Raw genomic sequence first — 23,670 nt, 5'->3', positions numbered from 1 at the left:
TCAGCGCTCCCCCTCGGTGAGGGCGTCGAACTCGGCGAGTTCCTCGTCGGTCAGGTACTTGGACAACTCGGCCCGGTCGAACAGCGAGATCAGCTCCGGGCGCAGCTTCGGCAGCGGCTTGTGGGTCAGCCGCACCGTGTCGCCGTCCAGCGAGCAGACCAGGTTCACCCGCCGCCACTTCGGGTCCATGGCCGGGAAGTCCTCCCGGGTGTGCCCGCCGCGTGACTCCTGCCGCTCCAGGGCGGCCTTCGCGGTGCACTCCGAGACCACCAGCATGTTGCGCAGGTCCAGGGCCAGGTGCCAGCCCGGGTTGTAGCGCCGGCCGCCGGCCGCGCTCACCTTGGCCACCCGCTCGCGCAGCTCGGCCAGCTTGCCCAGGGCCTCCGCCAGCTCGCCCTCCCGACGGATGATGCCGACCAGGTTCCCCATCACGGCCTGGAGGTCCTGCTGGAGGGTGTACGGGCTCTCGCCGGTGTCCCGCTGGAGCGGGGCCAGCGCCGTCTCCACGGCGGCCTCCACCGCCGCCACCGACACCGCCGGGCGCGCCGTGAGCTGGTCGGCGTACGAGGCGGCGTGGCCGCCCGCCCGCTTGCCGAAGACCAGCAGGTCGGACAGCGAGTTGCCGCCGAGCCGGTTGGAGCCGTGCATGCCGCCGGACACCTCACCGGCGGCGAAGAGCCCGCGCACCGTGCCGTACGCCGCGCCGGAGTCCGGGTCCACCTCAACGCCGCCCATCACGTAGTGGCAGGTCGGGCCGACCTCCATGGGCTCCTTCGTGATGTCGACGTCGGCCAGCTCCTTGAACTGGTGGTACATCGAGGGCAGCCGGCGGCGGATCTCCTCGGCCGGCAGCCGGGAGGCGATGTCCAGGTAGACGCCCCCGGCTGGCGTACCCCGCCCGGCCTTGACCTCGCTGTTGATGGCGCGCGCGACCTCGTCGCGGGGGAGCAGCTCCGGCGGGCGCCGGTTGTTGTCCGGGTCCTTGTACCAGCGATCCGCCTCGGCCTCGTTGTCCGCGTACTGCTTGCGGAACACGTCCGGGACGTAGTCGAACATGAACCGCTTGCCCTCGGAGTTCTTGAGGACGCCGCCGTCGCCGCGGACCGACTCGGTGACCAGGATGCCCTTCACCGAGGGCGGCCAGACCATGCCGGTCGGGTGGAACTGGAGGAACTCCATGTTGATCAGGGTGGCGCCGGCGCGCAGCGCGAGGGCGTGACCGTCCCCGGTGTACTCCCAGGAGTTCGAGGTGACCTTGTAGGAGCGCCCGACGCCGCCGGTCGCGAGGACCACGGCCGGGGTCTCGAAGAGGATGAACTCGCCGGACTCGCGGTAGTAGCCGAAGGCGCCGGCCACCCGGTCGTTGTCGAGCAGCAGCTCGGTGATGGTGGTCTCGGAGAAGACCTTGATCCGGGCCTCGTAGTCGCCGAACTCCCGCTTGTCCTCCTGCTGGAGGGAGACGATCTTCTGCTGGAGGGTGCGGATCAGCTCCAGGCCGGTCCGGTCGCCGACGTGCGCCAGCCGCGGGTACTCGTGGCCGCCGAAGTTGCGCTGGGAGATCTTCCCGTCCTTGGTACGGTCGAAGAGCGCACCGTACGTCTCCAGCTCCCAGATCCGCTGCGGCGACTCCTTCGCGTGCAGCTCGGCCATCCGGAAGTTGTTGAGGAACTTGCCGCCGCGCATGGTGTCCCGGAAGTGCACCTGCCAGTTGTCCCGGGAGTTCACGTTGCCCATGGCGGCCGCCGCGCCGCCCTCGGCCATCACCGTGTGGGCCTTGCCGAACAGCGACTTCGAGATGATCGCGGTCTTCTTGCCCGCCAGCCGGGCCTCGATCGCCGCGCGCAGGCCGGCGCCGCCGGCCCCGATCACGACGACGTCGTAGTGGTGTCGTTCGATTCGCGTCTCAGTCATGTCCAGGCTCTCAGTTGATGAACCGCAGGTCGTTGAACCAGCCGGCCGCCACCGCCATGACGTAGAAGTCGGTCAGCGCCAGGGTGCCGAGGGTGATCCAGGCGAGCTGCATGTGCCGGACGTTCAACCAGGACACCCCGGTCCACGCCCGGTAGCGCAGCGGGTGCTTGGAGAAGTGCTTGAGCCGCCCGCCGATGATGTGCCGGCAGGAGTGGCAGGAGATGGTGTACGCCCAGAGCATCACCACGTTGACCAGCAGGATGACGTTGCCCAGGCCGAAGCCGAAGCCCTTGGGGGAGTGGAACGCGTAGATCGCGTCGTAGGTGTTGATCAGCGAGATGATCGCGGCGAGGTAGAAGAAGTAGCGGTGCAGGTTCTGGCCGAGCAGTGGGAACCGGGTCTCCCCGCCGTACGCCTGGTGCCCGTCCGGCACGGCGCAGGCCGGCGGCGACAGCCAGAACGACCGGTAGTAGGCCTTGCGGTAGTAGTAGCAGGTGAGCCGGAACAGCAGCAGGAACGGCAGGGTGAGCGCCGCGTCCGGGATGATCCACCAGCCCGGCAGGAAACTGCCGAAGTGCGAGGAGCCCTCCACGCACCGGTCGGTGACACAGGGGGAGTAGAACGGCGTCAGGTAGTGGTAGGCGTCCACCCAGTACCACTTGTGCATGAAGACCCGGACCGTCGCGTAGATGACCCAGGCGCTGAGCCCGACGACGGTGATCAGTGGCGCGAACCACCAGCGGTCCGTTCGCAACGTCTTCGCCGCGATGGCGGCGCGCCCCCGCGCTCCCCGCGGCCTCGTTGCCGTTGATGTCATTAGTCGTCTCCCTGACGGCGCCCTCACGGGGCGGCGGATCACACCTTCCGTACCGGTCAGCGGACCGGCGAGACCGCGTCCACTGCCACGTCTTGCGCACGCATCAGACCGCACCGGCGAACCGGCGCAGCTAAGTGACACACGTTACGCCGATCTTCGCGGCCCGGCCGCGCAACGCAGTGTCCCGTGTGTCCGGGAGGTTGGAAAGACCCGAACCAAGATCAATATGTTGAGCGGTCAGCCGGACGCGCCACCGGTGAAGTTCCACGACGCCAGCCGCAGCGCGGGGGTCTCCCACCAGAAACCGTCCACCCGGTCCGGCTGGCGGACCGGCGACCGGCCGAGGCCGAGCACCCGGCCCGGGCCCATCGCCCGCGGGTAGGACTCGGTGAACCGGAAGTCGCGCACCGCCCGCGTGGGCACCCCGTCCTCCACCAGCCAGACGCCGTTGCGGGTCAGCCCGGTGACGACCAGCTGCTTCGCGTCGAGCACGCGGGTGTACCAGAAGTCGCTGACCAACAGCCCACGGGACATCCCGGCGACCAGCGCGGCGGTGTCCGGGTCGGCCACCGCGCCGGTCACCCCGGCGCTGAGCGGCCCGGCGGCCACCTCCACCGGGCCGTCGCCCGGCAGCAGGCGGACGTTGTGCGGGAGCGGGCCGAACGTCGACCCGCCCGGCATCCCGTGCCCCGTTGACCCGGTGCCCGCCTCGGCGCCGCTACGCCGGTCGTGCGCCACCGCGGCGGTGGTGCCCGCCTCGACCAGGGTCAGCGCCCGCCGGGGCGTGCCCTCCAGGTCGTACGGCAGCCCGGAGGCGTGCAGCGGGTCGTCCACGAGGGTCAACGCCGGGTCGAACTGGGCAGCGCCCGGCTCGGCGAAGGACTGCCGTTCGGCGTACCGCTTGCCGTTGAAGCCGTACCAGGCGAGGTTGTCGAGGAGGTCGGCCACGGCGGCCGGTTCGAGCACCACCTCGTAGCGCCCCGGAGGCAGCTCGACGGGGTCCGCCGCGGCCCGCGCCTTCGCGGCCGCCCGGGCACCCAGCGCCCCGCCGTCGAGGTCGGCGAGGCGGTCGGCGCAGTGCCGGGCCACCCCGTCGGCGCCGCCGGCCCGGGCGATGCCGTCCATGGCCGCCTCGGCCGACCGTCCCACCGCCGAGTGCCCGGCCGAGTTGGCGAACGCCGCGGATCGGTGCGCCGTCCGGCAGTAGCCGGCGGCCTCGAGCCCCTCGACGGCGTCCACGAAGGCGCGGACCCGGGCGGCCCGCTCGTCGGGCGAGGCGGCCGCGGTGGCCTCGTCCACGGGCGCGCCGGCCGGGACCGGTGTCGACGGGGTGAGCCCCGGCCAGGCCGGGTCGGTCGGGGCGAGCCGGGTCGCCGCCAGAGTGCGCTCGACCAGCGCGGCCAACCCGTCGGGGTCGACCAGGCTGCCGCTGCCGGCGGCCGTCCGCCCGTCGGCGTGCAGCCGCAGCCGCACCGCCGTGGCGGACTCGGCGACGTTCTGGTGGATGAACGAGTTGGCGAACCGGGTCAGCGCCAGGTCGGCCCGGGTCACCACCACCTCGGCCTGGGCGTCCGGCCCGGCGAGCCGCCGGACCAGCTCCACCACGTGGCCCGCGAGATCCAGCTCGCTCATGCCCGCACCCCCACCCGGACGTTGCGGAAACGGGCCGGGGCGGCCGGATGGCCCGTGTGCCCGGTCTGGCCGGGCTGCCCCTTGCCGCAGTTCGGCGTGCCCCACGGCACGATCTCGGACGAGAGCATGTCCATCGAGCGCCAGAAGGTCGGCCCGATCCCCGTGTAGGTGGGGTTGCGCAGCATCCGCCCCCGGCGGCCCTTCTTCACCTCCCAGCCGACCTCGCAGCCGAACTGGAAGTTGAGCCGCTTGTCGTCGATGGACCAGGAGCGGTTGAGGTCCATGAGCACCCCGTCGTCGGTCGCCGCGATGATCTCGTCGAGCGTGTGCGGGCCCGGCTCCAGGCCCACGTTGGTCATCCGCACCATCGGCAGCCGCGCCCAGCCGTCCGCGCGGACGCTCCCGCCGTAGTCGAGGCCGGCGACGGCGGCCGAGTCCCGGCCGGCGAGCACCCCCACCCAGCGCCCCTCGCGGACCGCGTCCCGCTTGACCGCCGGGGACCCCTCGTCGTCGAACCCGAAGCTGCCCAGCGCGCCGGGGATGGTCGGGTCGATGGTGACGTTCATCAGCTCCGAGCCGTAGCGCAGCGTGCCCAGCCGGGTCAGGTCCAGCCAGGACGTGCCGGCGAAGGCGGCCTCCCAGCCGAGGATCCGGTCGAGCTCGATGGCGTGCCCGACCGACTCGTGGATCTGGAGGGCGAGCTGCTCGCCGCCGAGGATCAGGTCGGTCTCGCCGGACGGGCACTCCGGGGCGGTGAGCAGCTCCCGCGACTCCTCGGCGATCCGGGCGGCGTGGGCGGCCAGGTCCAGCGAGGTGACCAGCTCCCACCCCGTGGTGCCGTACTGACCGCGGTAGCTCGGGTAGGAGCGGCGCTGGGTCTCGCCGTCGCCGATCGAGGTGGCCGAGATGCCGCCGCCGCACTCGCGGATGCGCTGGTCGACGCGGTGCCCCTCGCTGGAGACGAACCACTTGGCGGTGTCCCAGATCTGGTAGAGGCCCTCGGCCAGGTCGGCGCCGTGCTCGCGCATCGTCGCGGTGGCGCGGACCAGCAGGTCGCCCTTGTCGGAGAGCGGCACGCCGAGCGGGTCGACCTTGCAGCCCGAGGCCCAGCTCGCCACCGTCGCCTCGACGGGGACCAGGTCGATCGGCGGGCCCGGGACCCGCGCGCTCGCGGTGGCGATCGCCGCGGCGCGCCGGCCGGCGTCGCGGGCCGCGGCGTCCGACAGCTCGGGTACGGCGTGGAAGCCCCAGCTCGACCCGACCAGCGCGCGGACACCGAGGCCGATGCTCTCGTCCTGGGTCAGCTCCTCGATGTCGCCGTTGCGGGCGGACATCGACTCGTAGCGGCGGTGCATCACCCGGGCGTCCGCGTAGCGGGCTCCCGCGTCGAGGGCGGCCTGGACGGCGGCGGTCGCCGCGTCGAATCCCGTCATGCGCCCGACCCTAGGCGAGCCCACCGACACCCGTCAGCCGAGCAGCTCCTCGGGGCGGATCGTCGCCCGAACGGGCTCGGTCAGCTCCAGCACCTCGCCCGCCTTCGTGACGGACCGCTCGACGTAGTGCGCGCCCTGCCGCTGGTAGAGGTGCATCGTCAGGGTCTCCTGCTCGATCAGCAGGTACCACTCGATCCGCGCGGCGGCGTAGTAGTGCATCTTGAGCACCTTGTCGGTGGCCGCGTTGCTGGGAGAGACGATCTCGCAAACCAGGTGCACGTCGCTGGCCTCGATCACGAGCACGCTCAGATCGATGTCGTTGGTGATGACCAGGTCGGGGATCGGGATCCGGCCCGCTCTCAGGCGGACGTTCACGGCTTCGAGCACTCGAAGGCCGGCGTCCCGCACCGGTCGGCGGAGCGCGGCGCGAAGTTCGCCGGATATGTTCTGGTGCAGAGGAGTGGGCCCAGGGGTCACGTAGAGGCTCCAGTCGAAGAGTTCGACGCGTTGCTGCGTCTCGCCGAGGGCGAGGTACTCCTCTTCGGTCCACGGGCCGTCGTGGTCGAACACTGCCGCGGTCACGGTCACCTCCACCTCGTGTCGGCGCGAAATCTTCCCTCGGTCGCCGCGTCCATGGTCGCACCTGACGTGCGGCGTCGCGGCGTCGAAGCCCAGTCGCAACCATGAATGTCCAGGTGAGGACTGTTCAGGTGGGAAACCCAGTCGTTACGCTCAGGCCGCTGACAGGCCGCCGCTTGTAGCTTATTTTCGCCTCCAGAAGTTTGCTGTAGGTTCTCTTCGTCACTGAGGGAGGCGGTCATGGGCAGGTCGGAGACGGTGCCGTCCGGGGAGCCGGACCACCCCGAGGTGCCGGAGCAGCGCGCCGGTGAGGGCCCGTACCTCCAGGTCCGGGACCTGCGGGTGCGGTTCGACACCGAGGACGGCGTGGTGAAGGCCGTCGACGGGGTGTCGTTCGCCGTCGAGCGCGGGCGCACGCTGGGCATCGTGGGCGAGTCGGGTTCGGGCAAGAGCGTCACGTCGCTGGCGATCCTCGGCCTGCACAACGCGAAGCGGGCCACCATCACGGGGGAGATCTCGGTGGGTGGCCGTCAGCTGGTCGGGCTGGCCGAGGAGGAGGTGCGGCGGCTGCGGGGCCGGGACATGGCGATGATCTTCCAGGATCCGCTGTCGGCGCTGCATCCCTACTACAGCGTCGGTAAGCAGATCGCTGAGGCGTACCGGGTGCATCATCCGCGGGCCGGGAAGCGGGAGGCCCGCACCCGGGCCGTGGACATGCTCGGCCGGGTCGGCATCCCCCAGCCGGCCAAGCGGTTCGACCAGTACCCGCACGAGTTCTCCGGGGGCATGCGGCAGCGGGCGATGATCGCGATGGCCCTGGTCAACGACCCGGACCTGCTGATCGCCGACGAGCCGACCACCGCCCTGGACGTGACCGTGCAGGCGCAGATCCTGGACCTGCTCAGCGACCTCCAGGAGGAGTTCCGCTCGGCGATCATCCTGATCACCCACGACCTGGGCGTGGTCAGCCAGGTGGCGGACGACGTCCTCGTCATGTACGGGGGCCGGGCCGTCGAGCACGGCAGCGTGGAGCAGGTGCTGCGGCGGCCGCAGCATCCGTACACCTGGGGGTTGCTGTCGAGCGTGCCGTCGCTGCACGGCGACGCGGACGCGGACCTCGTGCCCATCAAGGGCAACCCGCCGTCGTTGATCAACCTGCCGTCGGGGTGCGCGTTCCACCCGCGCTGCCGCTACGCGGACCGCAACGGCGACCGCTCCCGCACCGAGGTGCCCGAGCTCCGGGCGGCCGGGGAGGCGGGCCACCTGGTGGCCTGTCACCTGCCGGCCGAGGAGCGGACCCGGCTCTACCAGCAGGACATCGCCCAGGTGGGAGTGGCCCGATGAGCACCGAGACCGAGCCGCTGCTGCGCGTGCGGGGGCTGACCAAGCACTTCCCGGTGCGGGAGGGCTTCCGCGCCAAGGGTGCCGTCCGGGCGGTCGACGGCCTCGACTTCGACGTGCGGCCGGGGGAGACCCTGGGCCTGGTCGGGGAGTCTGGGTGCGGGAAGACCACCACCGGGCGGATGCTGGTGCGGCTGCTGGAGTCCACCTCCGGCAGCATCGAGTTCGCGGGCCGGGACATCACCCACGCGCGGCGCGGCGCGTTGCGGCCGCTGCGCCAGGACCTCCAGATCATCTTCCAGGACCCCTACGCCTCGCTGAACCCCCGGCACACCGTCGGGCGGATCGTGGCCATGCCGTTGCAGGTCAACGGCATCAATCCGCCGGGCGGCATCAAGAAGCGGGTCCAGGAACTGCTCGAACTGGTCGGGTTGAACCCCGAGCACTACAACCGCTACCCGCACGAGTTCTCCGGCGGGCAGCGCCAGCGCATCGGCATCGCCCGCGCGCTCGCGCTGCGCCCGAAGCTCATCGTCGCCGACGAACCGGTCTCCGCCCTGGACGTCTCGATCCAGGCCCAGGTCATCAACCTGCTGCGCGACCTGCAACGCGACCTGGACCTGGCGTTCGTCTTCATCGCCCACGACCTCGCCGTGGTGCGGCACTTCTGCCACCGGGTCGCCGTCATGTACCTCGGCAAGATCGTCGAGATCGGCGACCGCGACGACATCTACGAGCGGCCGCAGCACCCCTACACGCGCGCCCTGCTCTCGGCCATCCCGGACGTCACGACGCTCGGCCCGGCCGGGCGCATCCGGCTCACCGGCGACGTGCCCACCCCGCTCAACCCGCCGTCGGGCTGCCGCTTCCGCACCCGCTGCTGGAAGGCGCAGGAGCGGTGCGCCACCGAGGAGCCCGCGCTCGTCCCCCGGGACGGCGGCAACCAGGCCACCGCCTGCCACTTCCCCGAGACGGGAACGATCAGCCAGGGCGCCGGACCGGCCGCCGTGACCGCCGAGGAGGTGTCGAAATGAGCCTGTCCCCGGTCGAGGGCGTGGCGCTTGCCGAGATCGAGTCCACCGGTGCGGGCCCCGAGGAGAAGGGGCTCGTCGGGCGCTCGCCCGGCCAACTGGTCTGGGCCCGGCTGCGCCGGGACCGTACGGCGCTGGTCAGCGGCATCGTGCTGGCCGTGTTCATCCTGGCGGCAGTGGCGGCGCCGCTGCTCCAGCGGCTCTACGGGATGTCGCCGAGCCAGCAGTTCGGCGACCTGCTGGACAGCACCGGCATGCCGCTCGGATACGTGGGCGGGGTCAGCGGCGACCACTGGTTCGGGCTCGAACCGGGCCTGGGCCGGGACATCTTCATCCGGATGATCTACGGCATCCGCACCTCGCTGCTGATCGCCCTCGGCGCCGCGCTCGTCACCACGACGATCGGCGTGGTGCTCGGGATCGTCGCCGGCTACCTGGGCGGCGTGGTCGACTCCGTCATCATGTGGGTCACCGACGTGGCCCTGGCCATGCCGTTCCTCATCTTCGCGCTCGCCGTGGTCCCGACGTTCTCGCTGCGCTTCTACGGCCCCCGGGACGCGGTGCCCACCTGGTTCGCGGTGACCACGTTGATCGTGGTGTTCGCCGCGTTCGGCTGGACCGGCACGGCGCGGCTCGTCCGCGGGCAGGTGGTGTCGCTGCGGGAACGGGAGTTCGTCGAGGCGGCCCGGGCCAGTGGCGCCGGGCTGGGTCACATGCTCTTCCGGCAGTTGCTGCCGAACATCTGGGCGCCGATCCTGGTCGCGTTCTCGCTGGCGGTGCCGTCGTACGTGACCGGTGAGGCGGCGCTGTCCTTCCTCGGCGTCGGGCTGCCCGAGTCGGTGCCGAGCTTCGGCCGGATGATCTACCGCAGCATCGACTACCTGCAGACCGACCCGGCGTACGTCTTCTTCCCGGGCATCACCATCTTCGCGCTCGTGCTGGCGTTCAACCTCTTCGGCGACGCGCTGCGCGACGCGCTCGATCCGAAGTCGTCACGGTAAGGGGTTCGGCGCCATGGTGCGGTTTCTGCTGAAGCGGTTGCTGCTGGCGGTCTCGGTGCTGCTCGCGGTGAGCATCGTCAGCTTCCTGATGTTCTTCGCGCTGCCCCGCGACCCGGTGACCGGCATGTGCCCGAAGAACTGCAACGCCGAGCGCCTGGAGCGGGTGCGGACGGAGTTGGGGCTGAACGATCCGAAGCCGACGCAGTACGCCAACTACATGAAGGGCATCTTCGTCGGCCGCGACCTGGGCAGCGCGCAGGGCGGCGAGTGCGAGGCGCCCTGCCTCGGCTACTCGTACGTGAACAGCGAGGCGGTCAGCGACACCTTCGCCCGGGTGCTGCCCGTGACGTTGAACATCGTGCTGCCCGCGGCGGTGCTCTGGCTCGCGCTCGGGGTGGGGCTCGGGATGATATCGGCGCTGCGCCGGGGCTCGCTGCTCGACCGCGTGTCGATCGGGCTCACGCTGACCTTCGCCTCGCTGCAGCTCTACTTCGTCGGCGCGGTGCTGTTGCTGATCTTCGTCTACTCGCTGCGGATCCTGCCGACGCCCCGGTACGTGCCCTTCCTCGACAACCCGGTGGAGTGGGCGCGCGGGCTGGTGCTGGCCTGGGTGACCCTGGCCCTGCTGTTCTCCGCCATCTACGCCCGGCTGTCCCGGGCGCAGATGCTGGAGACGCTCTCCGAGGACTTCGTCCGCACCGCCCGGGCCAAGGGTGTGGCGAAGCGGAAGGTCTACGGCCGGCACGCGCTGCGGGCGGCGATCACGCCGATCGTGACGATCGCCGGCCTGGACGTGGGCGCCGCGCTCGGCGGCACGGTCATCACCGAGACGACGTTCGGCATCCAGGGGCTGGGGCGTACCGCCGTGGAGGCGGTCCGCCAGGGCGACCTGCCGACCATCATGGCCACCGTGCTGATCTCGGCGCTCTTCGTGGTCGTCGCGAACATCGTGGTCGACCTGCTCTACGCGTTCATCGATCCGCGGGTGCGTCTCGGCTGAGCTGGCATGTCGCAGTCGATTCGTTATCTGCTCGAAATTTACCGCGGATGAAACCTAAGCGAAGCTTTCCTTCATCGGACCCGGAGGAGTGAGTATGCGAGCAAGACTCGCCACCGCCATGGGCGGTGCGATGGCACTGGTGGTCGCCCTCAGTGCATGCAGCAAGAACACCGGCGACAACGCCGACAAGGTGGACAGCAACAAGCCCCGCAGCGGCGCCATCGCGACCGACCCCAAGGACTCGCTGGGTCCGGCGGCGGAGGTGCCCGGCGCGGCCAAGGGCGGGACCTTCTACATCCTGCGCGAGAACAAGATCTCCCACCTGGACCCGCAGCGGGTCTACTCGTTCGCCGGCCTCATGGGGAGCCAGCTCTACGCGCGCTTCCTCACCACGTTCAAGGACGACGGCAAGGGCAACGTGACCCTGGTCGGCGACCTGGCCGAGACCCCCGGCAAGAACGTCAACAACGACTGCAAGGTCTGGGAATTCAAGATCAAGCAGGGCGTCAAGTTCGAGGACGGCCGTCCGATCACCTCCAAGGAGATCGCGTACGGCATCGCCCGCTCGTTCGACCCCGACCTGACGGGTGGCCCCACCTACCTGCAGGAGTGGCTGGCCGACAGCCCGCAGTACGACACCAAGTGGAACTTCAAGGCCAACAAGACCTCGCTGCCGCCGGGCCTGAGCACCCCGGACGCGCAGACGCTGCGCTTCGAGTTCAGCAAGCCGCGCTGTGACCTGCCGTTCGCCGTGTCGCTGCCGGCCACCGCGCCGCTGCCGGCGGACAAGGACACCGGCGTCAACCTGGACAACCAGCCGTTCTCGTCCGGGCCGTACAAGTTCACCAAGATCACGCCCGGCGTGGAGATGGTGCTGGAGCGGAACGCGAACTGGGACCCGGCGACCGACCCGGTGCGGCACGCGTACCCGGACAAGTTCGTCTGGTCGCTGGGAGCGGACAACGCCACCCAGACCAACCGGGTGCTCGCCGGCACCGGCAACGACGCCGCGGCCGTGGGCACCGGCGGCGTCCCGTCCGAGCTGATCGCGAAGGTCACCGGCGACGCCAAGCTCAAGGAGCGGATGATCGTCGCCGCCACGCCGAACGCCTACCGGCTGAGCATCAACACGACGCGGGTCACCGACCTGGCCGTGCGGCAGGCGATCAACTACGCGATCGACCGCAGCAGCATCACCAAGAACCTCGGCGGCCCGTACGGCGCCGTGCCGCTCACCACCCTGCTGCCGCCGACCACGCTCGGCTACAAGCAGTTCGACGCGTACCCGGCCGGGGAGAGCGGCAACCCGGAGAAGGCCAAGGAGCTGCTCGCCGGCAAGTCGGTGAACCTCGTGCTCGGCACCTCCGACGACACCCCGTCGCAGGAGACCGCCACCCAGATCAAGAACGCCCTGGAAAAGGCCGGCTTCACCGTCACCATCAAGCCGATCCCCGAGGACGGTTACCTCGACTTCGTGAAGAAGAAGAGCAACCCGTGGGACATCTGGGTCGACTCGTGGGCCGCCGACTGGCCCAGCGGCGCGTCGATCCTGCCGGTGCTCTTCGACGGCCGCAACATCAAGGCGGAGGGCAACAGCAACACCTCCCAGCTCAACAACGACGCCATCAACGCCGAGTTCGACCGCGTGCTCGCGGAGGACCCGGCCAAGCAGGCGGAGGAGTGGAGCGCGCTCGACGAGAAGCTCATGAAGGAGTCGGCGCCGGCGGTGCCGCTCTACAACGAGGTCGTCTCCGTCGCGCACGGCGAGAAGGCCGGCGGCCTGTTCATCGGCAGCATCTTCGGCTGGCCGAGCTTCGTGAACGCCTACGTGAAGCAGTGACAGCCTGACCCCGCGGAGGCCCCGGTCCGATCCGGCCGGGGCCTTCGCGCGTTCCCAGGTGCCGGCTCTTTCAGAGGTGCCCGCGCGTTCAGAGGTGCCGGCGGAGGAAGTCCAGTTCCAGCCGGAGCAGCCGCTCGGCCACCCCGCCGGCGGCCATGTGGCTGGCCCCGGTGAGCGGCAGCACCGCGTGCGGCCGGCCGGCGGCCAGCAGCGCCGCAGAGAGCCGCAGCGTGTGCGCGGCCAGCACGTTGTCGTCGACCAGGCCGTGCACCAGCAGCATGGGCCGGGCCTGCGCCGGGTCGCCGACCGGCTCGGCGGCCAGCTCGACCAGCGAGTGGTGGGCGTAGACGTCCATCCCGTCGTCCGGCATCCCCAGGTAGCGCTCGCTGTACGCGGTGTCGTACAGCGTCCAGTCGGTGACCGGGGCGCCGACGATCGCGCACCGGAACAGCTCCGGGTGGCGCAGCACCGCCAGCCCGGCCAGCCAGCCGCCGAACGACCAGCCGCGCACGGCCACGCGTTCCAGGTCCAGGTCCGGGTGCTTGCCGGCCAGCGCGGTCAGGGCGTCCACCTGGTCGGTCAGGATCACGTCGGCCACCCGCCGGTGGATCGCTTTCTCGAAGGACGGGGCGATGCCCGGGGTGCCCCGGTTGTCGATGGTCACCACGGCGAAGCCCTGCTCGGCGAACCACTGCCGTTCCAGCCACGCCCCCCGCGCCGCGATCACCTCCTGGTGGCCCGGACCGCCGTAGATGTCCAGCAGCACCGGCAGCTTCGTGCCCTTCACGTGCTCGCCCGGGTAGAGCACGGCGCTCGGCAGCCGCCGGTCGGTCACCCGGACCAGCGTCGGCCGCGGCGCGTACGGCGGGGTCGCGGCGTGCGAGACCAGCTCGCCCACCTCCCGGTCGTCGTGCCACACCCGCCAGCGGGTGCCCGGGTGCTCCAGCGAGGCCACCCCCACGGCCAGCGTGCTGCCGCCGATCGCGGCGGTGTGCCAGCCGGGGTCGCTGCCCATCCGGCGGGCGTCCACCCCGCCGCCGATCGCCGTCCGCACCCGGTAGAGGTGGCGCTGGCTCGGCTCGCCCTCGCTCGCCTCGACCAGCAGGTCCGCCGCCGAGTTCGGGCCGGCCGGCAGCCGGCCCACCACCCGCCGCACGTAGAGCGAGGGCGGCGTGAGCAGGGTGCCGTCGGCGAACAGGCAGCGGGCGTCGTACCCGTCGTGGGCCAGCTCGCCGCCGACCAGCACCCGGCCGTCGGGCAGGTGCGCCGGGGTGCCCGGGATCGGCTCCACCCAGCGCGGGTCGGCCAGCTCGGCGTGCACCTGCGTCTCCCCGGTGCGCGGGTCCACGGCCAGCACCAGCCCGTGCTGCTGCGACCGGCGCAGCACGGTGATCAGCGGGCCCCCGTCCGACCAGTCGACCGAGGTCAGGTACGGGTAGGTCTCCCGGTCCCAGTGCACGTCGACCCAGCCGTCGTCGAGGTCCAGCAGGTGCAGGCTGACCTCCGCGTTCGGCCCACCCGCCCGGGGGTACGCGACGGACGTCGGCGGGCTCGCCGGGTCGGCCGGGTCGTGCAGGTACCAGCGGTCCAGGCGGGACTCGTCCACCCGGGCGGCCAGCACCGTGCGCCCGTCCGGGGCCCACCAGTAGCCGCGGTAGCGGTGGAACTCCTCCGCCGCGATGTGCTCGGCCAGTCCCCAGGTCACCCCGCTGTCCTCGCCGGCCAGCAGGTTGTCCGTGCCGTCCGGCTCGACCACCCGCAGCTGGCCCCGGCGTACGCCCTCGGCGGCGTCGGTGACGTAGGCCAGCCGTTCGCCGGTCGGGTCGGGCCGCGGGTCGATCACCGGGCCGACGGCGGCCACCTCGACCACGTCGCCGTGCACCAGGTCGGCCCGGAACAGGCGGCCGGCCAGCGCGAACGCGGCCACCCGGCCGGCGCCGTCCAGGGCGTACGAGCCGATGCCGGCGGCGCTGAGCCGCAGCCGCTCGCGCAGCGCCCGCTCGCCCGGCGCCAGCGTGACCGGTTCGCCGTCCGTGCCCAGCAGCACCGCCGGGTCGGCGACGAGGCGCTCCTCGCCGGAGGCGATGTCGAGCAGCCAGAGCGCGTCGGCCGGGTCCTCCGGTCCGGACGAGCGCAGGAAGATGACCCGGGAGCCGTCGTCGGCGACGGAGACGGAGCGCGGCGCCCCGTGGCTGAACCGACGGGTGCGGGCGGCCAGCTCGGGAAAGTCCACGCCTGTAGAGAGTAGGCGCGCGCCGGGCGTGATGTGGCCGACCTGGGCGGACGCGTACGCCTCGGGCGGGCAGGACCGCCGGTTAGAGTGACGGGCGTGACGACGCTGCCCGACCGACGCCTGCTGCTGGTCCACGCGCACCCCGACGACGAGTCCATCGGGACCGGCGCGACGATGGCGCACTACGCCGCCACCGGCGCCCACGTCACCCTGGTGACCTGCACGCTGGGCGAGGAGGGCGAGATCCACGTGCCGGCGCTGGCGCAGCTCGCGGCGGCCGAGGCCGACCAGCTCGGCGGCTACCGGATCGGCGAGCTGTCGGCCGCCTGCGCGGCGCTCGGCGTCACCGACCACCGCTTCCTCGGCGGGGCGGGCCGCTACCGCGACTCCGGGATGATGGGGCTGGCCACCAACGAGCACCCCCGCGCGTTCTGGCAGGCCGACCTCGACGAGGCCGCCGGGCACCTGCTGGAGGTCATCCGCGAGGTCCGCCCGCAGGTGCTCGTCACGTACGACCCGAACGGCTTCTACGGCCACCCCGACCACATCCAGGCGCACCGCGTGGCGATGCGCGGCGTGGAGCTGGCCGCCGCCGAGGGGATCGCCCCGGCGAAGGTCTACTGGACGGCGATGCCCCGCGGCGTGCTGGAGGCCGGCCTGGAGGCGTTCACCGAGTCGTCGGACAACCCCTTCGCCGGCATCGACAGCGCCGACGAGCTGCCCTTCGGCACCCCGGACGAGGGGATCGCCGCGCGTATCGACGCCACCGACCGGCACGCCGCCAAGGAGGCGGCCATGCGGGCGCACGCCACCCAGATCCCCGCCACCTCCTGGCTCTACTCGATCGCCGGCAACTTCGGCGCCGAGTTCATGGGCGTGGAGTTCTTCACCCTCGCGGTCGGCGAGAAGGGCCCGGGCAGCGGCCCGTACGGCTGGGAGGACGACCTCTTCGCCGGGTTGGCGCTGGACCGGCCGGACCGGTCCCCGGTCACGGCGGCCGGCCTCCGGTGACGCTGCCCGCCGTACCCATGTCGGTCGCCCCCGAGCAGCAGCCCGCCGCGCCGCCCGAGCCCTCGGGCCGGGCGGCCGACCTCGCACTGCGGGTCGCAGGCGGGGTGGTGGCGGTCTGGGCCGGCGTGCTCGTCGCCGTGCTCGACCTGCTCTACGCCACCTGGGCCTGGGAGGTGGTCAAGGGCCGCCCCGGCGGTGCCGGCAAGGCCCTGACCGGCACCGCGCTCGCGCTGGGCGGTATCGCCGCGGTGGTGGCGCTGACGGTGCTCGTGAGCGAGTTCGCCAACCGGGCGGTGGGCACCCGCTGGGCGGCGGCGCTGGCCGCCCTGCCCTGGTTCGTGGTGATCGTCGCGGGCGGCTTCCGCACCGTCGAGGGCGATCTCGCGCTCGGCGGCGACAACGTGCTGGGCCTCGGGCTGATCGTGGCCGGGGCGATCACGTTCGCGGTGCTGGGTTTCCGGCAGCTCGTGGTGCCGCCGCCGGTGCGCTGAGGGTGCAGACGCCGCACAGGTTGCGGTGGTAGATATTCCTGCCAGGAGCCCGTGACGGCGGGCGGTACGGCGGGAGGCGTGCGATGTTCCAGCGGTGGCGTGCGGTCGGCGTGCTGGCGGTCGCGTTGTTCGTGGTCAACGTGGTGGCCCGGTTGGTCATCAGGTTCGCCTACCCGGACGACGACACCGCTTCCGGCCGGGTCTCGCTGGTGATGTTCCTCGTGATCGGGCTGATCCTGGCCGGCACGGCGTTCCGCTGGGGCGCGGACCGGCCGGCCGGCCACTGGACCGGCGACCTCGCCGTCGCCGTGGTCGTGGCGCTGGCCCTGACCGTCTTCGTGGGCCCGCTGCTGGTCGGCGAGAACCCGTTCGACGGCGGCGCCGGCCTCTTCTTCGCCCAGATCTGGCTCTACCTCGCGGCCACCGTGGCCGGCGTGCTGGTGGGCTACCTGACCCTCACGGCGCTCGGCCGCGACCACCGCTCCCGGCAGCTCAAGCGGTACGCCGAGCTGAAGGCGGCGAAGCCCCGCAAGATCGTCCGCCGCTGAGGCGGATCCCGCCCGGCGCCTGCCCGTCGGGCGCGGCGTCCGGGCGGGACCGGCCCGCTGCGGTGTGCGCTGTGGCGCGCCGGCTACGGCCGGGGCTTCCGGGTGCCGGGAAGGGGTGGCGAGTCGACCGACTCGACGGCCTGGCCCGCGCCAATCGTGATCATGGTGCCCTCCGGCGTGACGACCTCGTCCACCCGGTCCACCTCCGGCGGCACCATCGAGGCCACCACCCGGTCCGCCGCCGCCAGGGTCGACGCCGCACCCGCGTCGCCGGTGACCCGGACCGGCTGCCGGTCGCCCTCTTCCGCGTCGTGGGCGCCCGAACGGCTGCGCGGGACGCGGGCGGAGCCGGAGGTGGCTCGCGAAGCGGAGCTGCCACGGGAGCCCGAGCCGCCACCCGAGCCGGAGCCGCTGCGGGAGCGGGTGGTCTTTCGGCCCTCGACCAGGGCCTGGATGAGCGTGTCGACCAGTTCGGGCTTGCGCATCTCGGCCGTGCCGGTGACGCCGCGCCGGCGGAGGCGGTCGCGGAGCTGGTCGACCGTGAGGCGGGCGATCTCGCTCTCGTTGATGTCCGGGGTGTTCGGGGTCTGGTTGCCGGGCTGCTCACCGGTCGAGCGGCGCGACGCCGAGCCGGAACCGCCGCCCGAGCCCGAGCTGCCGCGTGAGCGGGTGGTCTTCCGGCCCTCGCGCAGGGCCTGGATGAGCGTGTCGACCAGTTCGGGCTTGCGCATCTCGGCCGTGCCGGTGACGCCGCGCCGGCGGAGGCGGTCGCGGAGCTGGTCGACCGTGAGGCGGGCGATCTCGCTCTCGTTGATGTCCGGGGTGTCCGGGGTCTGGTTGCCGGGCTGCTCCCCGCTCTTGCCGCGACCGCGGGGCGCGGAACCCGCGCCGGAGCGGCCGCCCGTGCCACGCCGGCCGGGACCCGAGGACGTGCGGTCGCGCCCGGAACCCGAGCCGCCGCGCGCCGTGGTCCCGCGTGCCGTGGTGCCGCCCCGGGAACCGGTCGTCTTCCGGCCCTCGCGCAGGGCCCGGATGAGCGCGTCGACCAGTTCGGGCTTGCGCATCTCGGCCGTGCCGGTGACGCCGCGCCGGCGGAGGCGGTCGCGGAGCTGGTCGACCTTGAGGCGGGCGATCTCGCTCTCGTTGATGTCGGGGGTGTCCGGCGTCTGGTTGCCGGGCTGGTTCTTCGTCGCCGCCGCGCCGCTCCCGCGCCGCGCCGTGTGCTGCTTGGCCATCGAGCAGGTCCTTCCTCACCGGGGTACGGCTATCTCCGTACCCAGGACGACCTGCCGGAATCCTCCGATCAGGCCGGGGCGACCCGGGTCAGGTACGTGTGGTGGGTGGTGAAGCCGAGCCGCTGGTAGAGGGCCACGGCGGGCGCGTTGCGCTGCTCGACCTGGAGGAAGGCCTGCGTGGCGCCCTCGGCGCGGCCCCAGTCGGCCAGCGCCCGGATGACCGCCCCGGCGAACCCCCTGCGGCGGGCCTCGGGCAGCACCTCGATCAGCGTGAGGCCGAGCCGGCGTCCCTCGCCGGTGACCGTGCCGCGGCCCACCGCGAGCAGCCGCCCGTCCACGTACAGGTGGGCGAAGCGGATCCGGTCCACGGCGGTGAGCACGTGCCGGGCGGCGTCCGGCAGCCCGCCCTTGCGGCCGGCGGCCACCGCCAGCCACTCGTCGGAGGGCTCCGGTGCGAGGCCGACCGGGGGCAGGTCGGGGCGCCCCGCCGGCAGCGCGGTGAGCGGGGCGGTCTGCACCAGCACCGGGGGCCGGGCGGTCCAGCCGCGCGCGTCCAGTTCGGCGCCGACCGGCGCGGCCAGCGGCAGCGGGGTGTTCACCGTGGCGGGCTGGCCGCGCTCGGCGTACCAGCGCTGCACGGCGTCCAGCGCGGCGGGCAGGGGGCGGTCCGGGTCGCCGACGGGCAGCGCGCTGTTCGCCCGGCCGGTCCAGCCGTCGGCGCTGCGCAGCAGCCAGTCGCCGAGCCGGCCGCGTACCGGGGCGGGCCACGCCTCGTCGGCGGCCAGCTCCAGGGCGATCACGGCGGCGGCCGTCGGCCGGCGGGCCGCCGGCACCCGTTTCGCGCGGTGCACCTCGTCCACGGGTACCCGCACCCGACCCCGGTCGGTGGCCAGCGTGATGTGGGTCTCGCTCAGTTCGACCAGCTCGCCGAGCGCGTCGGTGAACAGCGGCCGGCCTTCGCGAATCCCCACAATCCGCCGGACCACGATCCGGTGTCCCACGTCCTGCTGTCGGAGCACGATCGACCCCCTCCCCGGCGAGATACTAGGCTCTTACCGTCGCGGATGATCGCGGCGAGTCTTGCGGAGGAGAAGACCGGTGACCTACATCATCGCCGAGCCGTGCGTGGATGTGCTCGACAAGGCATGCATCGAGGAGTGCCCGGTCGACTGCATCTACGAGGGCAATCGGATGCTCTACATCCACCCCGACGAGTGCGTCGACTGTGGTGCCTGTGAGCCGGTCTGCCCGGTCGAAGCGATCTTCTACGAGGACGACGTCCCGGAGCAGTGGAAGGACTACACCGGGGCGAACTACGAGTTCTTCGAGGATCTGGGCTCGCCGGGCGGCGCCTCCAAGATCGGCAAGGTGGAGAAGGACGCGACCTTCGTGGCCGCGCAGCCGCCGCGCGGAGAGGGCCACTGAACCGGCCCGCGCCGGTCTCGTCGCGGCTGCCCGAGTTCACCTGGGACACCCTGGACGCCGCGGCCGCGATGGCCGCGGCGCACCCGGGCGGTCTCATCAACCTCTCGATGGGCACGCCGGTCGACCCGGTGCCGGCGCTGATCCGGCAGGCGCTGGCCGACGCGTCGGACGCGCCCGGCTACCCGCTGACCGCGGGCACGCCCGCGCTGCGGGACGCGATAGCGGCCTGGGTGGCCCGCGCCTGCGGTGCGGGCGTCGACGGGCTCGGCGTGCTGCCCACGATCGGCTCCAAGGAACTGGTCGCCTGGCTGCCCACGCTGCTCGGCATCGGCCCGGGTGACGTCGTCGTGGTGCCGTCCATCGCCTACCCGACGTACGAGGACGGGGCCCGCCTGGCCGGCGCCACCACGGTGCGCACCGACTCGCTGACCGCCCTCGGCCCCGACCCCCGGGTCCGGCTCGTCTGGGTGAACTCGCCCGGCAACCCGACCGGCCGGGTGCTGCCCGCGGGCCACCTGCGCAAGGTGGTCGACTGGGCGCGGGAGCGCGGCGCGGTGGTCGCCAGCGACGAGTGCTACCTGCCGCTGGGCTGGGACGCCCAGCCCGTCTCGGTGCTCTCGCCGGAGGTCTGCGGCGGGTCGTACGAGGGCGTGCTGGCGGTGCACTCGCTCTCCAAGCGCTCCAACCTGGCCGGCTACCGGGCCGGCTTCGTGGCCGGTGACCCGGCGCTCGTGGCCGAGCTGCTCAAGATCCGTAAGCACGCCGGCATGATCGTGCCCGCCCCCGTGCAGGCGGCCATGGTGGCCGCGCTGGGCGATCAGGCGCACGCCGACGCGCAGCGGGAGCGCTACCGGGCCCGGCGGGAGAAGCTCCGCGCCGCGTTCACCGCCGCCGGCTTCACGGTCGAGCACTCCGAGGCGGGGCTCTATCTCTGGCTGACCCGGGACGAGGACTGCTGGGACACCGTCGACTGGCTGGCCCGCCGCGGCATCCTGGTCGCCGCCGGCGTCTTCTACGGCCCGGCGGGCGCCCGGCACGTCCGGGTGGCCCTGACCGAGTCGGACGAGCACGTCGACGCGGTCGCCGCCCGGCTCGCCGAGGCCTGACCACCCTCGCCGGGGCGGCCGGTCCAGGAAGGGCCGGCCGCCCCGACGGGGTCAGGCGTTGATCTGCTCGAACACCCGCAGCAGCGTGTCCCGGCTGTGCTTCTCCAGGAACTCGCTGGCCATCAGCTCCTGCACCTGCACGGTCCGCCCGTCGTGAAGGGTGATGACCGCCTTCAGCGGCACCCGCTTGGTCACCTCGACCGAGCGGATCTCCTCGTACGGCAGGAACGGGTTCCGGCTGGCCACCTCGGCGACCGGCGTCGCGCTCAGCACCTCCTTGAGCCGCTTCTCACCCTCGTGCGCCTTCCCCGGCTCGGGGACCAGGACCAGGCCGTTGTCCAGCACGTACACGTCGTGCTCCCGGCCGTCGATCTTGATGTTCGCGAGCGCGGCGATCAGGTCGGCGTTCCGGGCCGAGGCCCGGGCCTGGAGCACCGTCGACTGCCGCACGTCGACGCCCAGCTCGGCCAGCCGGGCGAGCGCCTCGTCCAGGGTCTCCGGGGCGACCGCCAGCTTGGCGACCTCGGCCAGGTCCCACGGCTCGCCGGAGCGACCGACCAGCCGGGCCGGTTCGGACCAGGAGAGCTGCCAGTACGCCCGGCCCGAGCGGACCGCCGCGTTGTCGAGCAGCGTCTCCATCGGGCCGGCGAAGGCGGCCGCCGCCTCCCGGCGGGTGGCGTTGGTGAAGAACTGCTCGGCGAACTCACCGAGCCGGCCGGCGCGGACCAGGTCCAGGACGGTGGGCAGGCCCGGCTCCGGCGTGCCGGTGAACCGGCCGGCCGCGCGGTAGATCCCGTCCGCCCGCTGCTGCACCCCGGCGGCAATCGACTCGGCGATGAACTCCGGCCAGGGCAGCAGGCGGCGGGAGCCGTGGGCGACGATCAGGCTCTGGAGCGCCCGGCCGGCGCCCACCACGTCGGCGAGCATGCTCCAGGCCGGCCGGTCGTCCGGCGTGACGTGCACCGGAGGGATCTGGTCCATCGCGGCGACGCGCGCGCCGATCGGCGGGTGGGTGTCCCAGCGGGACGCCGGACCCTCCGGGGCGTTCTCCCGCAGCTCGTCGATCTCGTCGCGGCGTGCCTGCAGGAGGTGGCCGAAGCCGCCGAAGAAGTCGTCCGGCGCCAGCCCGGCCGACCAACCCGGGTCGACGTACCGGGTCTCGTAGAAGCGCCAGGCCGCGTCGAGGGCGGGCAGGGTGCGCAGCGCCGAGGCCGCGGCCTGGTGCCCCGCGATCTGCACGGAGGCGCGGTCGGCCTCCAGCTCCTGGCGACGGGACGCGGCGTTGTCGACCAGCAGGTAGAGCTTCGCGTACTGCTTGAAGACCCAGCCGATCGGGTTGCGCGGGCTGATCCGCTCGATGGTCTCGCCGATGGCCAGGCGGCCCCGGTAGGCGACGCCGCCCAGCCGGGTGTGCCGGCCGGAGTAGTGGCCCAGCTCGTGGGCCAGCACCGAGCGGAGCTGGTCGACCCGCATGGCCTGCAGCAGCGGCAGTCCCACGTAGAGGGTCCGCCGGCCGCCGATGAGGCCCAGCAGGCGGCTCTGCTCGCCGACCGCCGCGTTCACCTCCGGCACCAGGCGGATCTCGTCGGGCGCGCGGGTGCCGACCGCGGTGGCCAGCTCCCGCACCGTGGCCCAGAGCCACGGCGCCGCCCGCTCGTCCAGGATGAGGCCGGGCGCCGGCTCGTTCTTCGTACGGATCGCCTTCCACAGCCCGACGCCGACGGCGCCGAGGGCGACGACCAGCGGGAGCAGCAGCTTGCCGGTGATCACGCCGCTGGTGTGGCTGAACAGCCAGACGCCGAGCGCGGCCACGGCGGCGAGCTGGAGCAGCGCGACGACGTAGAAACCGATCAACATGACCACCGAGGCGAGTGCCCGGTAGGTGGCGGACATGCGCTTTCCTTCCCCGTTGAGACCGGCCCGTCCGGTCGGGCCGCCGGGGGACCGTACGACGCGAGCGCGCCTCGGACAACCCCCTTCCGTGCCCATCCGGCCCGCCCTACGATCTCCGTCGACACGCACGGGGGAGGACGAGGACATGTGGCCGTTCCGGCGGAGGACGAAGCAGCAGAGTGGACCGGCGCTGCCGGTCGACCCGGCGATGGGTGACCCGGCCGCCCGGGCGCTCTCCGAGGCGCTGGCCCGCCGGGACTGGCGGGCCGCCCGCGACGTGCTGGTCACCGTCACCGACCCCGACCACCAGGCGTTCTGCCTCTCCGCCGCCGGCCGGGTGCCGGGCGTGCAGGAGTGGATCGGCGAGTGGGCCGACGCCGAGCCGCGCAGCACCCTCCCGTTGCTGGTCCGGGGCACCCACGCGGTGCACTGGGCGTGGGAGGCCCGGGGCGGCGCGTCCTCCTCGCTCACCAGCCAGGAGCAGTTCCGCGAGTTCCACAAGCGGCTGACCTTCGCGGAGAACCTGCTCGACGAGGTGGCCGCGCGGGATCCGGAGGACACCACGGCCCGGGCCTTCCTGGTCACCTCGGCGCGCGGCCGACAGGTGGAACGGGACGAGGCGGCGCGGCGCTTCGCCGAGGTGGTCGCCCGGCACCCCTGGCACCGGCTGGCGCACGTCCAGATGCTCCAGTACCGGTGCGCCAAGTGGTTCGGCAGCGACGAGGAGATGTTCGACTTCGCCCGGTCGGCGGCGGCGAAGGCGCCGGCCGCCAGCGGCCTGGCCCACCTGGTCGCGGCGGCCCACCTGGAGGTGTGGCTGAACCTGCCGTCCGGCGAGGACGACGCCCACCTCCGCGACCCCGCGGTGCTCGCCGAGCTGCGCGCCGCGGCCGACCAGTCGGTGCGCCACCCCGAGCACGGCCGGTACCCGGGCTGGCCGCAGCCGCACAACAACTTCGCGGCGTGCTTCGCCGTGGGCGGTGACCACGCCGCCGCGGCGGAGCGCTTCCGGGCGCTCGGTGACCTGGTGACCGAGCTGCCGTGGGCGTACTTCGGCGACCCCGGGAGGGCGTTCGCCCGGTGGCGGGGGACGGTGACGGCGGGCCAGGGCTGAGCCCCGGACGGTATCCTCGGCGGGACTTT

Annotated in this window: 20 protein-coding genes; 11 read left to right on the top strand and 9 right to left on the bottom strand. The window is 72.7% G+C overall.

Annotation, left to right across the window (positions count from 1 at the left end; translation table 11 throughout):
* The 5 genes from GCE86_RS21260 to GCE86_RS21240 all read right to left on the bottom strand — a co-directional run bounded on the left by GCE86_RS21260 (window position 1) and on the right by GCE86_RS21240 (window position 6,375).
* Window positions 1–1,911 carry a fumarate reductase/succinate dehydrogenase flavoprotein subunit gene (locus GCE86_RS21260; protein WP_154228584.1) on the bottom strand — a complete coding sequence of 637 codons (1,911 nt, stop codon included), beginning with the start codon at window positions 1,909–1,911 and terminating at the stop codon, window positions 1–3.
* Between the two features lie 10 nt (window positions 1,912–1,921).
* Complete coding sequence (locus tag GCE86_RS21255) at window positions 1,922–2,728, bottom strand: hypothetical protein (RefSeq protein WP_154228583.1); 807 nt, start codon at window positions 2,726–2,728, stop codon at window positions 1,922–1,924.
* Window positions 2,729–2,965: 237 nt separating this feature from the next.
* Window positions 2,966–4,360, bottom strand: a complete 1,395-nt coding sequence (locus tag GCE86_RS21250) for a TldD/PmbA family protein (protein ID WP_154228582.1) — start codon at window positions 4,358–4,360, stop codon at window positions 2,966–2,968.
* Entirely contained in the window at window positions 4,357–5,793 is a 1,437-nt protein-coding gene (locus GCE86_RS21245) for a TldD/PmbA family protein (protein WP_154228581.1), read from the bottom strand. Before GCE86_RS21245 ends, GCE86_RS21250 begins: the two co-directional genes overlap by 4 nt.
* Window positions 5,794–5,826: 33 nt before the next feature.
* A complete protein-coding gene (locus tag GCE86_RS21240; RefSeq protein WP_154228580.1) occupies window positions 5,827–6,375 on the bottom strand; it encodes a Uma2 family endonuclease in 549 nt (182 codons plus the stop codon).
* A 237-nt stretch (window positions 6,376–6,612) separates the two neighbouring features.
* On the opposite strand from GCE86_RS21240, the gene GCE86_RS21235 reads away from it, so the two are divergent.
* The 5 genes from GCE86_RS21235 (at window position 6,613) to GCE86_RS21215 (ending at window position 12,585) form a co-directional block, all read left to right on the top strand.
* Window positions 6,613–7,716 (top strand): ABC transporter ATP-binding protein, encoded by a 1,104-nt coding sequence (locus GCE86_RS21235; protein ID WP_154228579.1) that lies wholly within the window; start codon window positions 6,613–6,615, stop codon window positions 7,714–7,716.
* Entirely contained in the window at window positions 7,713–8,747 is a 1,035-nt protein-coding gene (locus GCE86_RS21230) for an ABC transporter ATP-binding protein (protein WP_154228578.1), read from the top strand. Before GCE86_RS21235 ends, GCE86_RS21230 begins: the two co-directional genes overlap by 4 nt.
* Window positions 8,744–9,745, top strand: a complete 1,002-nt coding sequence (locus GCE86_RS21225) for an ABC transporter permease (protein ID WP_154228577.1) — start codon at window positions 8,744–8,746, stop codon at window positions 9,743–9,745. The genes GCE86_RS21230 and GCE86_RS21225 overlap by 4 nt, the downstream gene beginning before the upstream one ends.
* Window positions 9,746–9,758: 13 nt before the next feature.
* Window positions 9,759–10,745 carry an ABC transporter permease gene (locus tag GCE86_RS21220; protein ID WP_154228576.1) on the top strand — a complete coding sequence of 329 codons (987 nt, stop codon included), beginning with the start codon at window positions 9,759–9,761 and terminating at the stop codon, window positions 10,743–10,745.
* 94 nt (window positions 10,746–10,839) lie between these two features.
* Entirely contained in the window at window positions 10,840–12,585 is a 1,746-nt protein-coding gene (locus GCE86_RS21215; RefSeq protein ID WP_154228575.1) for an ABC transporter substrate-binding protein, read from the top strand.
* Between the two features lie 88 nt (window positions 12,586–12,673).
* Here GCE86_RS21215 and GCE86_RS21210 read toward each other — a convergent pair whose 3' ends face one another.
* Window positions 12,674–14,818, bottom strand: coding sequence for a S9 family peptidase (locus tag GCE86_RS21210; RefSeq protein WP_154228574.1), 2,145 nt, complete (start codon window positions 14,816–14,818; stop codon window positions 12,674–12,676).
* 87 nt (window positions 14,819–14,905) lie between these two features.
* On the opposite strand from GCE86_RS21210, the gene mshB reads away from it, so the two are divergent.
* The 3 genes from mshB (at window position 14,906) to GCE86_RS21195 (ending at window position 16,868) form a co-directional block, all read left to right on the top strand.
* Window positions 14,906–15,829 (top strand): N-acetyl-1-D-myo-inositol-2-amino-2-deoxy-alpha-D-glucopyranoside deacetylase, encoded by a 924-nt coding sequence (gene mshB / locus GCE86_RS21205; protein ID WP_208818032.1) that lies wholly within the window; start codon window positions 14,906–14,908, stop codon window positions 15,827–15,829.
* 17 nt (window positions 15,830–15,846) lie between these two features.
* On the top strand, window positions 15,847–16,320 hold the full coding sequence (locus GCE86_RS21200; protein ID WP_204343101.1) for a hypothetical protein: 474 nt from the start codon (window positions 15,847–15,849) through the stop codon (window positions 16,318–16,320).
* An 83-nt stretch (window positions 16,321–16,403) separates the two neighbouring features.
* Window positions 16,404–16,868: a hypothetical protein gene (locus GCE86_RS21195; protein ID WP_154228571.1), complete on the top strand. Its 465-nt coding sequence runs from the start codon at window positions 16,404–16,406 to the stop codon at window positions 16,866–16,868.
* Between the two features lie 83 nt (window positions 16,869–16,951).
* On the opposite strand, the gene GCE86_RS21190 is transcribed toward GCE86_RS21195, so the two are convergent.
* Together GCE86_RS21190 and GCE86_RS21185 are read right to left on the bottom strand one after the other, a co-directional pair.
* Window positions 16,952–18,103, bottom strand: a complete 1,152-nt coding sequence (locus tag GCE86_RS21190; RefSeq protein ID WP_154228570.1) for a hypothetical protein — start codon at window positions 18,101–18,103, stop codon at window positions 16,952–16,954.
* A gap of 68 nt (window positions 18,104–18,171) precedes the next feature.
* Window positions 18,172–19,122 (bottom strand): GNAT family N-acetyltransferase, encoded by a 951-nt coding sequence (locus GCE86_RS21185; RefSeq protein ID WP_154228569.1) that lies wholly within the window; start codon window positions 19,120–19,122, stop codon window positions 18,172–18,174.
* Between the two features lie 79 nt (window positions 19,123–19,201).
* Between GCE86_RS21185 and fdxA the strand changes: the two genes are divergently transcribed.
* Together fdxA and dapC are read left to right on the top strand one after the other, a co-directional pair.
* A complete protein-coding gene (gene fdxA, locus GCE86_RS32160; protein WP_007464872.1) occupies window positions 19,202–19,528 on the top strand; it encodes a ferredoxin in 327 nt (108 codons plus the stop codon).
* Complete coding sequence (gene dapC, locus GCE86_RS21175) at window positions 19,525–20,634, top strand: succinyldiaminopimelate transaminase (protein WP_275587182.1); 1,110 nt, start codon at window positions 19,525–19,527, stop codon at window positions 20,632–20,634. The genes fdxA and dapC overlap by 4 nt, the downstream gene beginning before the upstream one ends.
* A 51-nt stretch (window positions 20,635–20,685) precedes the next feature.
* On the opposite strand, the gene GCE86_RS21170 is transcribed toward dapC, so the two are convergent.
* Window positions 20,686–22,527 carry a M48 family metallopeptidase gene (locus GCE86_RS21170; protein WP_154228567.1) on the bottom strand — a complete coding sequence of 614 codons (1,842 nt, stop codon included), beginning with the start codon at window positions 22,525–22,527 and terminating at the stop codon, window positions 20,686–20,688.
* Between the two features lie 145 nt (window positions 22,528–22,672).
* On the opposite strand from GCE86_RS21170, the gene GCE86_RS21165 reads away from it, so the two are divergent.
* Window positions 22,673–23,641 carry a DUF4034 domain-containing protein gene (locus GCE86_RS21165; RefSeq protein ID WP_154228566.1) on the top strand — a complete coding sequence of 323 codons (969 nt, stop codon included), beginning with the start codon at window positions 22,673–22,675 and terminating at the stop codon, window positions 23,639–23,641.
* Window positions 23,642–23,670: the final 29 nt, after the last annotated feature.

Source organism: Micromonospora terminaliae (assembly GCF_009671205.1).
Classification (GTDB): domain Bacteria; phylum Actinomycetota; class Actinomycetes; order Mycobacteriales; family Micromonosporaceae; genus Micromonospora; species Micromonospora terminaliae.
The sequence above is the reverse complement of the archived record's forward strand: the minus strand, read 5'-3'. Positions and strand labels throughout refer to the sequence as shown.